Consider the following 13,131-nt stretch of genomic DNA (forward strand, 5'->3'; position numbering starts at 1 on the left):
TTTAGCGATCGCTTGAATGTGTTCTTGAAGAGCTTGTTTTTGTTCTGGGGTCATCGCTAAGTAAATACACTCGTCTTACTTATCCTGACTGATTTTCGCTTTCTTTGCAAAAAACTGGGATGCTCCCAGTTAACATTTTGTCGATACTATCCAGCGTACTGTTTATTGGCAGCAGTCGCTAATAATCCTCATGAACAAGAATTGCGAAGTCTTTTCCTCAACAAATATAAACATAACCCTATATTAGGTTTATTTAGATTTAGCGAGGATTATATTAGGATGATTCGAGGTGAAGAGTTGTCTAATTTAGCCAAAGAGTTGCTAGAAAGTGTTTCGGAACCAAACTTAAATAAAGCTTCATAATTATGAAATTAAATCATCAAAACAAAATTGTCATTTTTGCGTTTATAGTAATTGGGGGCGTATTATTATCAACGCCGAGTTTGGCACTTTCGTTAAATATTGAGAGTTTTTTTCAAACAATCATTAGTGATGCCCAAGACTCAATCAGGGAATTAGAACAAAAAGCCCAAACCCAAATAGATGAGGCCTGGAGCGGTATTAGAACAGATGCTCAAGCAGCGATAGATAGCGCAATTGGGTCGATGGGTGCAGTAGATCCGATTGCTAGTAGTGAAGATTTAAAAGAGCGACTTCGGGCTAGCCGTTCATTGCCAGAGGCAAAAGTTATGGGGCAGGAGTTAGAGAGGCAGTTAGCGAAGTCTTCTGTATCTGCGGTGATGAGCAAAGAAGGACAATTAAATACAGCTAGGAAATTAGCAACAACTATGCAGATAGCACAATCGGTTAAGGGGTTGGGCGATCAAGCACAAGCAATGGATGCCTCTCAGAATATTCTCAAAGCGATCGCGGCTCAAAATGCTTTGACTATTTCAATGCTGGCACAACTTGATACCAGTACTGAAACAGCACGGCTAGATACAGCCCAAGGAAATTTGATGCTTTCGCAGATTGCAGACAATATTGCTTCTAATCGTGAAAGAGAGAATCTGCGAACGATGGGGCTAGCCTCGCTAACTCAAGAATTAATTGTCATGTCCAATTTAGATCCTGCTTATATAGAAAAATAATTATGCGATTATTCTTCCCTAAATTAATAGCTCAAGGGGCCTTCACAGGAGGAGATTTAGCTCAAAACTCTGCTGAAAATGCCGATGCGATTTCTCAAGGCTTTAACGAATTATGGGCAGAGCTTTTAAACGGGCCGTTGTATGGTTCTTTGTGTACAGTTGGTACTTTATTTGCGGTGTCAACACTCGTATTCTTTATGATTGAGTGGACGAAACAAATGCTCAATTTTGAAGAAACACGGGCGATTACAGATTTAATCTGGCCCCTAACAGTAGCAGCATTATTGTTCCAAAATGGGCAGCTGCTGGGGCAAGGAACAATGGCAATTAGAGATATGATTAACAATACAAATAGGTATGTGCTAATACGTACTGCGGCTGGGGTTGATTTAAGAGCAGCTTACCAAAAAGCATTAGGTGTAGAAGCAGTTCGTAGTGCCATTGGTCGAGAAATGGAAATGTGCCGAACTTCTTCTTTAGCACCACAAGATGCAATTGATTGTCTGACTGAAGCCAAGCAGAGGTTGATGAATGAATATCCGCGTTACTTTGTTGGCTCTGATGGCCCGTTTGCTTGGCTAATAGATCGTATAGATCGGATAATAAGCGCTCCAATTGATGCAATTAAGGGAGGAGCCAATCCCGTACAAATATTGCTTTCGCCGTTCAGCGCTTATGTCGGCTCAGTGGTGGCAGGAACGATCACAAATATATTGGTGGCATTAGGAGGTGCATATCAATGGGGTATAGAGTTAACGATGCTGCTGACTGCACTTTTAGGGCCTTTGGCGGTAGGTGGCTCATTACTTCCTTATGGGTCGAAATCAATCTTTACCTGGTTAGTTGGATATTTTTCTGTGGGAATGGCCAAGCTTTCCTTCAATATTATTACGGGATTTGCAGCGGAATTAATGGCTAATTCCAGGTCGGATCAGCCATTATTTTTCTTATTTGTGATTGGAATTATTGCCCCAGCATTGGCAACCGGATTAGCCGCCGGAGGTGGACTAGCACTATTGACGCAGCTCAACAATGCCGCAGACCAGGCTATTAATGTTGCTAAAGATGTGGCTGTGACAGTCGTCTCGTATGGAGGGGGTGCTCTAGCTAAAGTAATTCGTCGAGGGATTTAATTTGATGTTTCTAAAATATGGGGGCAGGGGGCTCCCTACACCCCACACCCTATCCCCTACACCCTGTTCATCCTTTCCCCCTTACCCAATTTTTAATCAGATGTTAAATGCAAAGCCGAAAAAAGAACGCCTAAAACTTTTAACCAATGGTATTTCTGTACCGACGGGAGTAGGGTTGCTTTGCACCGCAGCTTTCTCAATGGCGTTAATATCTCTAGGGTTACAAATTTTAAACTATGGTGCGACTCGTTCTTTGGTGAAAAATCAAATGCCCTCACTAGTCCAGTTATCATCAGGAGAAACAATTAGTGCAATTGCTGTAGATCCATTTGAGCGATCGCCAGAAGTAATTAAAAAGTTTGTGTCCGACTCCTTCATCAGAATGTTTAGTTGGGATGGGCTACTGCAAACATTCAATGAAAAAGGAGAATCAATCACCAAACCAGATCCAGGTGTGGAGGTAAGTGGTGGAAAATTAAATAAACTCTATAGGGTGACAACTAAGGCTTACGAAGCGGCTTTTGCGTTTTCAGAAAAGCAGAACTTCCGCGCTGCTTTTTTACAGAAACTAGCGACGATGACTAAAACAGATGTATGGAGCGGTGACATGCAAGTATCGCTGATACCGAGATTTATCTCAGAGCCACGCAAAATAAAATCTGGTGAATGGGAGGTTGATTTAGTAGCCACCCTTGTCACTTTTCAAAAAAGAGAAAATGCCGGAAGCGGAATTCCCTTCAACAAAACCGTGACGGTGGAATCAATTACCACTCCCCAAACTACTCCTAAAGATATCACAGACTTAGCCAAGAAAATCTATGCAATTCGCGCCCCTGGATTAGAGATTACAAAAGTTGTTGATTTAAATCTAGGCGAAAGGAAAAAATAATTATGGCAACTAATAATCTACATTTTCCAGATGAAAATAATCTGTCAACCGTAGATGAAATACTAAGGTTAGATGATGAAGAGAATCGAGAAGGAGAGGAACATCCCTCGAACGTCTTCCCTCTGACTTCTGACCTTGTTGAAGATGATAAAGATGATACTGAATTAATAACCAAGCATACAGTTGTTACCTCTCCTTGGTCAAGGCTGGGAATGGTCGGTATTCCATTAGCTGGTGGTTTCCTGGTGTTTTTTATGCTATTTAACAGCATTATTAATGGAGGTAATCAAGCTAAAGAAGAACCGAATAAAACTGTTAATCAACCAACAGAGCAAGCCTTATCAGAAAATGATGGGGATGTTTATGCTCAGTTAGCTCTTTCTAAGCAAGCTCAAGAGTTAGATAAAATTGATAGCCAAAAAAATAAGTCTCAACTTTCAAAAGTAGAGAAGCCTCCAACCCCTAAACAAAACGTTCCTATTTCACGCCAAAGTGTAGCAGTTGCCTCATCTCCTCCACCGCCCCCGCGCTATGTACAAAGGAATTATTCACCACCACCTAGAGCAATTGCCGCTCCTCCACGTAATTATTCTGCTGCTAGACCTCAGTCGATAACTACGGTAAAACGAGCGGTAGATCCAATTAGTGAATTGAATCGACTACGAAGCTTAGGCTCTTTCGGCAAGATAAATTATGCTAATAATGTTACTAATTTAAACAGCGATACACTCCCAAACAATCAGATTGACTCTAATTTTAGACAGCCAGTTAAATCTCAGAAGATATCTGCTAACGGTGGGATGAAAGAATCTTTATTTTCCGGATCATCAAATAGCATTGAGAAAATTCGCCCTCGTTGGTCAAAGACACAAAATTCTGCTGATTTAATTGCTGCCACTGATAATGCTTCAGGCGACAATTCAGTGACAAAAAGCCGCTACTTAGTAGTGGGACAATTTGCTGATGGCGTATTAATGACGCCTTTAATCAAAGAACAGTCAGTAGAACAAAGTTCAACTAGACAATCAGATTCTAACTCCTCCCGCTACTTAGCAAAGTTGACTCAAGATTTGTATGACAACTATGGCGATGTGGCAATTCCAAGAGGAACGCTCGTCGCAGTTTCCGTAATTTCTGTAAATGGTGCTAGTTATGCTAAGGCACAAGTTACTTCAATCATCAAAGACAACACAGAATATCCAATTGCTAAGGATGCGATCTCCCTATTGGGGGAAGGAGGAAATCCATTAATCGCTAAACCTTTCAAGGACAAAGGTGGAGAATTAGCTGGACAGGACTTAACTGTTGGGATAGTGAGTGGTGTAGGCAAAGTAGGCGAAATTATCAATCAATCGGATTCTAGCAGTAGCGTTATCAACTCTGCTGTTGGCACTTTCAGTACTAACGTGACTTCAAATACTAGACGTAATATTGGCGGGGCATTCTTGCAAGGGGCTTTTGGCAAACTTGGTGAAATTATTTCACAACGCAGTCAAGATTCTGCTCAAGAAATTCTTTCTCGTCCCAACATCTGGTATGTCCCCAAGGGAACGAAAATCACGTTTATAGTGAATCGAACCCTGGAGTTACCGTGAATAAGTTAATTATCTTTGCGATCGCTGGGATCTGTTTGATGCCATTAACAGCACTTGCTTCACCTGTAGTCCGCACAATTAGACAATCGCAAGCCAGTGGTAGTACTGCGGTTGTACAAACCATCAAAGTTTGGAATGGCAATGGGGTAAGTATTTCATTTTACGAAGTCAACGAGATTATCAAGCGAGTGTGGATTGACGATCCCTCCCAAATCTTAATTGACACTGATGGTTGTTTGGAGGGAATTAATCCTAACTGCCAAAGTTCTGGAGCCGGACTGATTCATTTACGGCGCATCCAAAAAGTTAATATTCCTGGCTTACCCCAATCAAAGTCAACACACCTGACGATCATTACTCAAGCAGCAGATGGTAGGCGCAAAGCTTACCACTTTCAAGTAACTGCTGCTGCTGGAGCACCTGAGTACAGCCAAATAGCAATACAGAGCGATGTTTCTTATGACTCAATTGAGAGAACACCAGTCAAACTCAACCCCAGACGACCACGTACACTATCTAATGTTAAGCTACCTCTTAAGTAAATATACTCAGACTGTTGACGGGGAACAGGAAATAGGGAACAGGGAACAGGGATTGTCTATAACGGGAGATTTAAGCTCTCATCAAGACTTGCCACCTATAGGTGGGGGACTAAGGTCTACTAAACAGCAGTTAAGAAAACAAAGAGACGATAAACTACGTTATTTAATATTTTTTGGTTTAGCCATTGTTCTTTTCCTCCATGCTTTTTGGAAGTATGGAATCCTGAATCAGTCCATCGCTTATCTCATGCCTAGTGCTTCAGCCCAAGTCCCGGTGGTTGATTCCGGCAGCGGTTTTATTCCTGACTGGTCAAGGATGAAATTTAGTGACATGATTATGGGCGAAGGCGGCAGTGTTAGTTACCCCACTGACCGAGGGGAAGAAACCAGGACTTGGAGTGCTGGACAAAGTATTGCAGATTTCATGGAACTTGGGGACTTTGAAGATGCCCAGTTTTCAATTGAGAAACTCAACTTATTGGAGATATCACAATTACTAGACATAGATTTAAACAGTTTGAGACTGTCTGATTTTGGGGTAATTAAAACACAAACTATCCCCACTTTGGTAAAGGCTATCCCTACACTCACAAATAAATCACCAGCCAGCATTAAAGCAATCTACGATACTTATATAAGAGTTGGTGTTTCTCCTCGTGGCACAATTGGTAACTCCCTCAACAATCCCAAGCTAAAGGGTGTTGAGTTGGGAAGTGCGATTGATTTATCAAAGTATCAACTTACATCTATTCCTGGAATCGGGGAGGCCTCGATTGATAAATTTGATAGATGGCAAGATACTGTGATTGGACTTGTTCCAGGATTGAGAGATTTGCCTTGGAGCGAGTTTCCTTCCTTACCAAATCCTGATCTTTCATTTATTGGTAAAGTCGATTTAGTACTGCGAGATATCGAAGCTAATCGCATTCGCAGTATCTCTGGCAGTTATCAAGAAGGGTTCAATGTTCCATGCTATCAAAATAATTGCGCTCATGCTGAGATGTCCGGGCTAGGCAGAACTACTGGAGCGCAATGGATCTCTGGCAAAGTACAAGAGGTAAAAGGCGGTTTCGGCATCTTAAAAGCGGTTAATGATGGTAAAGAGCCAACGGGTCGCCATCCCTTCGGGACTGCTTTCAAGCAAGTGGTGTGGGATATAGATGAAGCAAAAGGAGAAATGCAAACTGCGATGTTTTTTAGGTTTTGCAAAACTATTCCTTTTGTAGGTCGTACTTGCACTCCCTACTTCGTTGGCCCTGTACCATTCATTTCTTACCGTGAACAAGACCCAATTATTTTTGGAAGCCCTTCTACTGTACCTTAAAAAATGACTAAAAACCAAGCGACAGCAATATCTAGTCAATCATTTCGCTTTGACCAGTTGCAAAACCCTAAAGATGATATTGGGCAATACACTCATCATCTGTTTACTCCAAATGGGTTGGCACTTCTGGGGATGTTAGGAGTTTACTTATTAATGAAAGTAGTCTTGGGCGATGGTAGTAACAAGAAAAAACTTGCTACTAGCTATTGGGGAGGAAAAAAGGAGAGTAAAAAAGCCAGAATTTCAGCTTTAGAGCAGTTGATTTCTCCTGAATGCGATAGTGCTAGTCTTTATGTTGGTCAGTTACTTCTCAAAAGTACTAGTAAAAAGAAAGTTAATGATTCAAGTGTTTTAAATAGCTTAACCAAGAAGCTTTTTCATATTCCTCTAGTCGCTGAAGTTTTGTTGTCAAGAAAAATTAAATATGAAAATATTTCTTTATATGTACCATCTGTACAAAGGGGGACAGCCGCAATTGGCGCACCAGGAAGTGGCAAGACTTTTAGTGCGATTAACCCGATGATCTATAGTGCGATCGCTCAAGGATACCCAGTATTACTTTACGATTTCAAGTACCCGTCGCAAGCGAAAATTGCAGCTTATGCCCGAAAGATGGGTTATGATGTTCACATTTTTGCACCGGGGTTCCCTGAATCAGAAGTGTGCAATCCACTGGACTTTTTAAGAGATTCGGGAGACGCGGAAACAGCGCGTCAATTGGCGACGGTGATTAACAAAAACTTCCGCATTCTGAATAATTCCAATGAAGATGGATTCTTCGGTCCATCCGGCGACCAGCTAACTCAAGCAGTTTTAATGTTAACTAAGGAGTTCGGTGAGTATGCAGACATCATGACCGCAGCTGCCATACTTTCAAGTGAACGAATGGTTGAACGACTGATGGCCGCTAGTTTAAATCCTTGGATTAGGATTGCCTTTGGTCAATTATTCAGTTCGGCTTCTAGTGAGAAAACAGTCGCGGGGATTACTGCCACAGCATCGTTAATGTTTACTCGTTTTATGGCGAAGAACACGCTCGGCTGTTTTGTCGGTAAGACAACACTGCCCTTAGAAATCAAAGGTAAGCAAATGATTATCTTTGGTTTGGACAGAGAACGTCGGGATGCAGTTGCGCCTTTGATGACCAGTATTTTACACATGACTGTAGCACGGAACATCGCCAAAAAGCGCTCTGACCCGTTAATAGTAGGATTAGACGAATTGCCTAGTATTTATCTACCTGATTTATTCAGATGGCTCAACGAGTCCCGAAGTGAGGGTTTCTGCGGCATTCTCGGCTGGCAGAACATGGGGCAACTTGAAAAGAATTACGGTAAGGAAGTAGCGAAAACTATTTTAGGGGCTTGTGGTACTAAGTTCGTGTTTAACCCTGGGGAAAATGAATCTGCACAGTTATTTTCCAGTTTTCTGGGAGATGAAGAAATCAAGTACAAACAAAAGAGTCGTTCGACTGGCGGTGGAAAACCTAGCACCACTACTAGTGAACAAGAAAAAACTAGGAAACTGTTTGAATCTGCACAGTTCTTAAAGCTGCCAGCAGGGAAATGTGTATTTATCAACCCAGCTTACGCTAATAAAAAAGAGGGGTCAATTCCACTACTGAAAAGTATTAAAATTCCTCAATCTGTGAAAGATATTGAGGAATATAACCAACAGGCTTGGGGGAAATTAGTTAATACATTAGCGCGACGTAGTACTCAACTACCTCCTACACAACGGGATTTAGACATCAGGATTCAACAAGTAGACCGGAGATTACCAATTCCGCAAGACCCTGTAGAAGCTGGGGTGCAAGCGTTGCCTGTTGATAGTTTAAAATCAATTTTATAAGAACGGCAGGCTGAATTCAGAATAAACCTACACATTAAGCAATAATTTATTTTCTAACTGTAGAAAGCTATTCTGACCGATAAGGGTGTGGGGTGTGGGGTGTAGGTTCGTTGAAACCCCTACTTTTAAGTATATCCCCTACACCCTGTTCATTCCTGGCTCCTTATTATTTTGTAGGAGGTGTGGTGAGAGCTAGAATCAAGGAATTTGCCCTAGCTGATTTTCAATACATTCGTCAGTTAGATAAAGCTAAAAAAAGACTACTAGGAAACATGGTAAATATTTTGGCGAGTACAACTGGAATTATCAAGACTTTCTCCAAACAGTCCAGCCTCAGACCTTTACTAAAAAAAGTGGGTATACACGTTAAAGTTGTTTTATGCCGTCTAAAAGTAATTATCGATGAACAATGTTATGAGCAAATTATCCAAAAATATATTGAAGGTATTGGTTGGCACGACTTACAATATATAGTTTTTCTAGCAGCCAGGCGAAATTATGTAGAGTTTGATATTATTTTTAATCGCGTTATTTCTAATACTCAAATCATTGATTTGAAATGTTTGGGCGCACAGTGGATACAGTACGAAATTTTGTATAAGGCATACACAGATATTATCAACATTGCCGAGTCGAAATTCTATGTTTAATGAACGCTCTTTGAATTTACTCACTAATCCTACAATATTTGATAGAGGGGATTACGAAAGGACTCTCAAGATTTTAAATGCACTGATCCCTGTGATTGAAGCATCTGTAGAGCGGATGCAGTACGAGTGGGACAAATTGGCGCACATTGAAATTGGTGATGATACTTACGTCATGAAGCCCAATGAATCGGGGGGATATTCTTGGGAGAAAATTGATTATGAGGATCATGACTGGTATGAAGAAGAGGATGAACCAGAGTCAGGAATTAGCGAGGAAAATCTAGTAAATTCTGATGTATCAACTACTGCAAAGTCTTCAGCAGCATCAGAACAATCCACCAATGTTACTGTACAGTCTCGATCACCATCGTCACCATCCACAAACACAGAGACGCAACAGCAAGAAGAAACAGTTACAAATGCACAGCCGCAATCATCAGCGTCTTCATCCACAGATCAAGTACAAACGTCTTCATCTGATTGGAATCCTGAGCACATCGACCTAAAACATTGGAAAGAACTGGTGGAGGACAGTGCAATTGATCCGCTTATAGCCTCTGCTAACTTCAAAAGCTTACATCAAAATGGATGGCAGCATCAGGCTTGGGAACACTTATTTTATAGTAATGATGTTCCTCGCCGCAATGATGGACGGCTTAGAGATGGAAACTTAAAACGATATAGCCACATAGAGAAAGGCGGATGGTGGTGTGAGGCTGGCATTGATCCGCGTTCGTTCGCTAATTTGTCACCGGGACAGCAACCCCTTCAAAAACTTTGGGGTTGTTATAAACCCGATGAACCGAGATATCAAGTAGATCAGAAAAAACAGAAATTCTCTTGGACTTGGCACAACAAATTTTCTAGTCCAGAAACCCCAGATAAACCCCCAAAACTCAAAAAAATTAAGTACGAACATCCGCCGAAAACTGGATTAAGTATTTTCTTGCTAGAAGTATCGGATGAAATCGCTAACAAAGTCTACTCCAAAGCCGGGGTTAACCCGAACCAGAGCGATCGCCAATCCGGTTTTTGGTACTGTGTATGGAAACATAATATCCCGATTACTATTACTGAAGGAGCCAAGAAGACTGCGGCTATTCTCTCTCAAGGGGATGCAGCGATTGGACTGCCAGGAATAAACGCTGGTTATCGCTCTTATGATCAGCGAAAAAATCCTATTACTCCCCATTTACGTGAAGAGTTTGCCGTATTCGCTACACCAGGGCGTGATATTAAAATTTGTTTTGATTACGAAACCGAGGCTAAGACAAAACGGAGTGTATTTGCAGCTCTAGCTAAAACTGGAGAATTATTAGAAACTGCCGGTGTGAAAGTCAGTGTAGTTTCATTACCAGGCCCAGAAAAAGGCATTGACGATTTGATTGTCGTTCATGGGACTGAGACTTACCAAAAAGTAATGAGTGAAGTCTTACCCTTGCAGCAATGGCAACAGCAAAATCCACCACCTGATTTAAGATTCATAATCACCCTTAAAGATGGTAGAGAAATCAACCTTTACGAGAAACTCTCTGACGGCACTGTTACGTCTAACCCGGCTGAGTTAAACTCTGCTGAGATTGACATATTAACACAGAAACTACAAGAGAATTTACCACTATCAAAAGACTCTGTTGAGTTTCAAATAGCTGCCGCTGATTTAGAAGCTTCTAATAAGAATGAGAACACTCAGGTTAGCTTTCAAAAATACTGGGCTGGGCAGCGACAAGTGCCAAACTATGCTCAAAATCTTCCTAGAAGTTTTTTGCTCCAAAAAGAGAATAAACAGATTGCCCTGACTGCTAAAAAACTAATTGACCAATATGGAGGCAAGGAGGATGATGGCAGTCTTGTTTATAGAAGCGAGGCTTTCAGTATTAGAAAATCTGGGGATAAAATCAGTATTCACCGTGCGGTAGATGAAAAAGAAAGTTACTTTAGTTTTCCCTTAATGCAGTTTGAAGTTGATAAAAAAGAGCAAGTAAAAATTATTAAACCTCCTTTAAAGATGCTCCCAGTGGAAAGGCAGGAATTTTTAAATATAACTGACTCAAGCGAATTACCTTCATTTTATGAAGATGCTATAACACTGAAGCAGAATCTTGGCTCTCTTGCTCCTTTGGGAATTCAGAAAGTTATTAATAATCTCCAAAAATCGGAACTCTCACAACTGCTTACTACGATTATGGAGACAGTAAGTAGTAAACATTTACAAGTGGGAGAGTACAGAATTAAATCTAAAGTTAATCAGCAAACAGGTCAATCATTCATTAAGTTAATCAAGAAAGATAATCAGGGGCTAGAAAGAGTCGCTGTCCAGATTGACACGAATACTAATGAAATTCAGATCATGAAAGTTAATGAAGAGGATATGAATAATCTCAGATTAATTGCTAAAAGAGTCCAGTTAGAATATTCTCATTCTGGGCAACAACAATCTAGTACTTATATTTCAAGAGAACCTACAAATAACTATACTGCTAATACTACAGTTCATAGTAATTCTGCGCCAAAAAACACGTCATATAGAAAAACTCAGGTAACAGAAACAGAAAATACTCCGAAACGTGGATATATGGGTCGCACCATTAAAGAGCTAATAAACCAGTATGGAACAAGACAAAATGATGGCAGCAGAGTTTATCACAGTCAAGCCTATACTTTTGTAGAACTCTCTCAATCCAATAAGACCTCATTGCTAGTTTACCGCTCTGGTACTGATATGGCTAAAAGCAGGAACGACCCGATAGTGAGGATTGATAATTATCACAACGAAAATAATCCTGGTACTATTAAAGCTTGGAAGATTTCTCCTCAAGAAAAGTCCATTTTTATTGAGATGGCTAATAGTTTAGATAGTGGCGATGGCTTGCCACCTATTAATTCTACTGCAACTGAACTCAATGCAGTACTTGGCTCTCTGTCTCCTTTACAATCTTCTCCTAAACGTCAATCAAGTAATCAGCGTAAATCTCGTGATATCGAGTTATAATTCAGTAGAACTTTTTTCTTAAGCCTGTTTATAAATAATAGTTATGTCATCAAGAAAAACTTCCACTTTAGAAAAGGTAAGAGAGATTAATCCTGGGGGCATCTCTGATAATATGATGATTGCCCGACTTAATCGAATACTAAAAGAATCCACTTCAGAAAAAGTCAATACAGACGCGAATCATCTCCAAAAATCTCCTCAAGAGTTACAACAAGCAAGTTTAGAATTAGGGCAGCTATTATCCAAAGGTCAGCCTCTTGAAGAATATAGGCAGCAACTAAAAACAAAATATCTCTCCCAGTACTTGAATAAATTTGGAGTAGAATCTCCGCAGAATACTCAGCCTAAACAGCAAAGTGTGCTGTCCCAACTTGAGCAATTTAAACAACGAATTCAAGAACAAGAAAAATATTTATCTTTGACTTCAGAGCAAAGTGAAGCACTTTTAGAAGCACGTTTAACCAAGGACTCGAAAAAGTCTTTTATCAGAATAGTGATGGACAATATCATTACCAAGGGTAAGGGACTGGGCAATCAAATCCGTGGATATGATCTGAACGGGTATAAAACCCAGCTTCGGGTACAAGACAATAAACAAGTTGTCAGCGTTGAGCGCACTAATCCCCAACCTACACAACCAAACCCAGCTTTTAAAGCCGAGAAAGAGGGCGGCATGGAATTTAATATCTTGCAAGATAATCTTTCACAACAAGAAGCTAGAGAGATCACCGACCTCGACCAGCAACAACAACAAAGAGATGTACAATCACGCCTGCAACAAAAGCGACTTAATCAAAGGAACAAAGGGACAGAGATTGGGGATTAGTAAAAATAGCCAATTAAGATTCCACCAATAAAGCCACAGGTCAGTAGCGATCGCTTTGCTGGTTTGTCGATTTTAGAGAAAGGGGAAATGATCGCCGCTAGTAGCAAATAAAAACCTGCTTCGATAACGTCCGTATCAAATTCATAAATCGCTAAAATAATTAAGCCAACAAATATAGCGATTTCTACAACTTTCTCTAGCAGATCCAGTAAAACTTTTGGTTTTGGCATTATAAAAG

General features: G+C 40.6%; 11 protein-coding genes and 1 pseudogene. 11 read left to right on the forward strand and 1 reads right to left on the reverse strand.

Going from position 1 to position 13,131, the window contains the following annotated elements:
- Positions 1–126: 126 nt before the first annotated feature.
- The 11 genes and pseudogenes from IQ246_RS30395 to IQ246_RS16140 form a co-directional block, all read left to right on the forward strand.
- Positions 127–363, forward strand: a pseudogene (locus tag IQ246_RS30395) (hypothetical protein); the annotation flags it as partial.
- A gap of 2 nt (positions 364–365) precedes the next feature.
- A complete protein-coding gene (locus tag IQ246_RS16095; RefSeq protein WP_194004360.1) occupies positions 366–1,091 on the forward strand; it encodes a hypothetical protein in 726 nt (241 codons plus the stop codon).
- A 2-nt stretch (positions 1,092–1,093) separates the two neighbouring features.
- A complete protein-coding gene (locus IQ246_RS16100; RefSeq protein WP_194004361.1) occupies positions 1,094–2,224 on the forward strand; it encodes a hypothetical protein in 1,131 nt (376 codons plus the stop codon).
- A 100-nt stretch (positions 2,225–2,324) separates the two neighbouring features.
- Positions 2,325–3,113: a hypothetical protein gene (locus IQ246_RS16105; protein ID WP_194004362.1), complete on the forward strand. Its 789-nt coding sequence runs from the start codon at positions 2,325–2,327 to the stop codon at positions 3,111–3,113.
- A 2-nt stretch (positions 3,114–3,115) separates the two neighbouring features.
- Complete coding sequence (locus tag IQ246_RS16110; protein ID WP_194004363.1) at positions 3,116–4,708, forward strand: TrbI/VirB10 family protein; 1,593 nt, start codon at positions 3,116–3,118, stop codon at positions 4,706–4,708.
- On the forward strand, positions 4,705–5,250 hold the full coding sequence (locus IQ246_RS16115; RefSeq protein WP_194004364.1) for a hypothetical protein: 546 nt from the start codon (positions 4,705–4,707) through the stop codon (positions 5,248–5,250). Before IQ246_RS16110 ends, IQ246_RS16115 begins: the two co-directional genes overlap by 4 nt.
- Positions 5,251–5,302: 52 nt before the next feature.
- Complete coding sequence (locus tag IQ246_RS16120; RefSeq protein WP_244142055.1) at positions 5,303–6,574, forward strand: hypothetical protein; 1,272 nt, start codon at positions 5,303–5,305, stop codon at positions 6,572–6,574.
- A gap of 3 nt (positions 6,575–6,577) precedes the next feature.
- Entirely contained in the window at positions 6,578–8,425 is a 1,848-nt protein-coding gene (locus IQ246_RS16125) for a type IV secretory system conjugative DNA transfer family protein (protein ID WP_208492185.1), read from the forward strand.
- A 185-nt stretch (positions 8,426–8,610) separates the two neighbouring features.
- On the forward strand, positions 8,611–9,075 hold the full coding sequence (locus IQ246_RS16130; RefSeq protein WP_194004365.1) for a hypothetical protein: 465 nt from the start codon (positions 8,611–8,613) through the stop codon (positions 9,073–9,075).
- Entirely contained in the window at positions 9,068–12,067 is a 3,000-nt protein-coding gene (locus IQ246_RS16135; protein ID WP_194004366.1) for a DUF3854 domain-containing protein, read from the forward strand. The genes IQ246_RS16130 and IQ246_RS16135 overlap by 8 nt, the downstream gene beginning before the upstream one ends.
- Positions 12,068–12,110: 43 nt before the next feature.
- A complete protein-coding gene (locus tag IQ246_RS16140) occupies positions 12,111–12,893 on the forward strand; it encodes a hypothetical protein (protein WP_194004367.1) in 783 nt (260 codons plus the stop codon).
- Here the strand turns inward: IQ246_RS16140 and IQ246_RS16145 are convergent.
- The gene (locus IQ246_RS16145) at positions 12,890–13,123 is read right to left on the reverse strand and encodes a hypothetical protein (protein ID WP_194004368.1); all 234 of its coding nucleotides are present in this window, start codon (positions 13,121–13,123) and stop codon (positions 12,890–12,892) included. The two genes, IQ246_RS16140 and IQ246_RS16145, sit on opposite strands and share 4 nt — an antisense overlap.
- Positions 13,124–13,131 lie beyond the last annotated feature (8 nt).

This window comes from aff. Roholtiella sp. LEGE 12411 (assembly GCF_015206995.1).
Classification (GTDB): Bacteria; Cyanobacteriota; Cyanobacteriia; order Cyanobacteriales; family Nostocaceae; genus Komarekiella.

Excerpts from the sequence above, each read along its gene's own strand:
- IQ246_RS16095 (WP_194004360.1), top strand. The coding sequence starts at position 366 with ATGAAATTAAATCATCAAAACAAAATTGTCATTTTTGCGTTTATAGTA.
- IQ246_RS16100 (WP_194004361.1), top strand. The coding sequence starts at position 1,094 with ATGCGATTATTCTTCCCTAAATTAATAGCTCAAGGGGCCTTCACAGGA.
- IQ246_RS16105 (WP_194004362.1), top strand. The coding sequence starts at position 2,325 with ATGTTAAATGCAAAGCCGAAAAAAGAACGCCTAAAACTTTTAACCAAT.
- IQ246_RS16110 (WP_194004363.1), top strand. The coding sequence starts at position 3,116 with ATGGCAACTAATAATCTACATTTTCCAGATGAAAATAATCTGTCAACC.
- IQ246_RS16125 (WP_208492185.1), top strand. The coding sequence starts at position 6,578 with ATGACTAAAAACCAAGCGACAGCAATATCTAGTCAATCATTTCGCTTT.
- IQ246_RS16135 (WP_194004366.1), top strand. The coding sequence starts at position 9,068 with ATGTTTAATGAACGCTCTTTGAATTTACTCACTAATCCTACAATATTT.
- IQ246_RS16140 (WP_194004367.1), top strand. The coding sequence starts at position 12,111 with ATGTCATCAAGAAAAACTTCCACTTTAGAAAAGGTAAGAGAGATTAAT.
- IQ246_RS16145 (WP_194004368.1), bottom strand. The coding sequence starts at position 13,123 with ATGCCAAAACCAAAAGTTTTACTGGATCTGCTAGAGAAAGTTGTAGAA.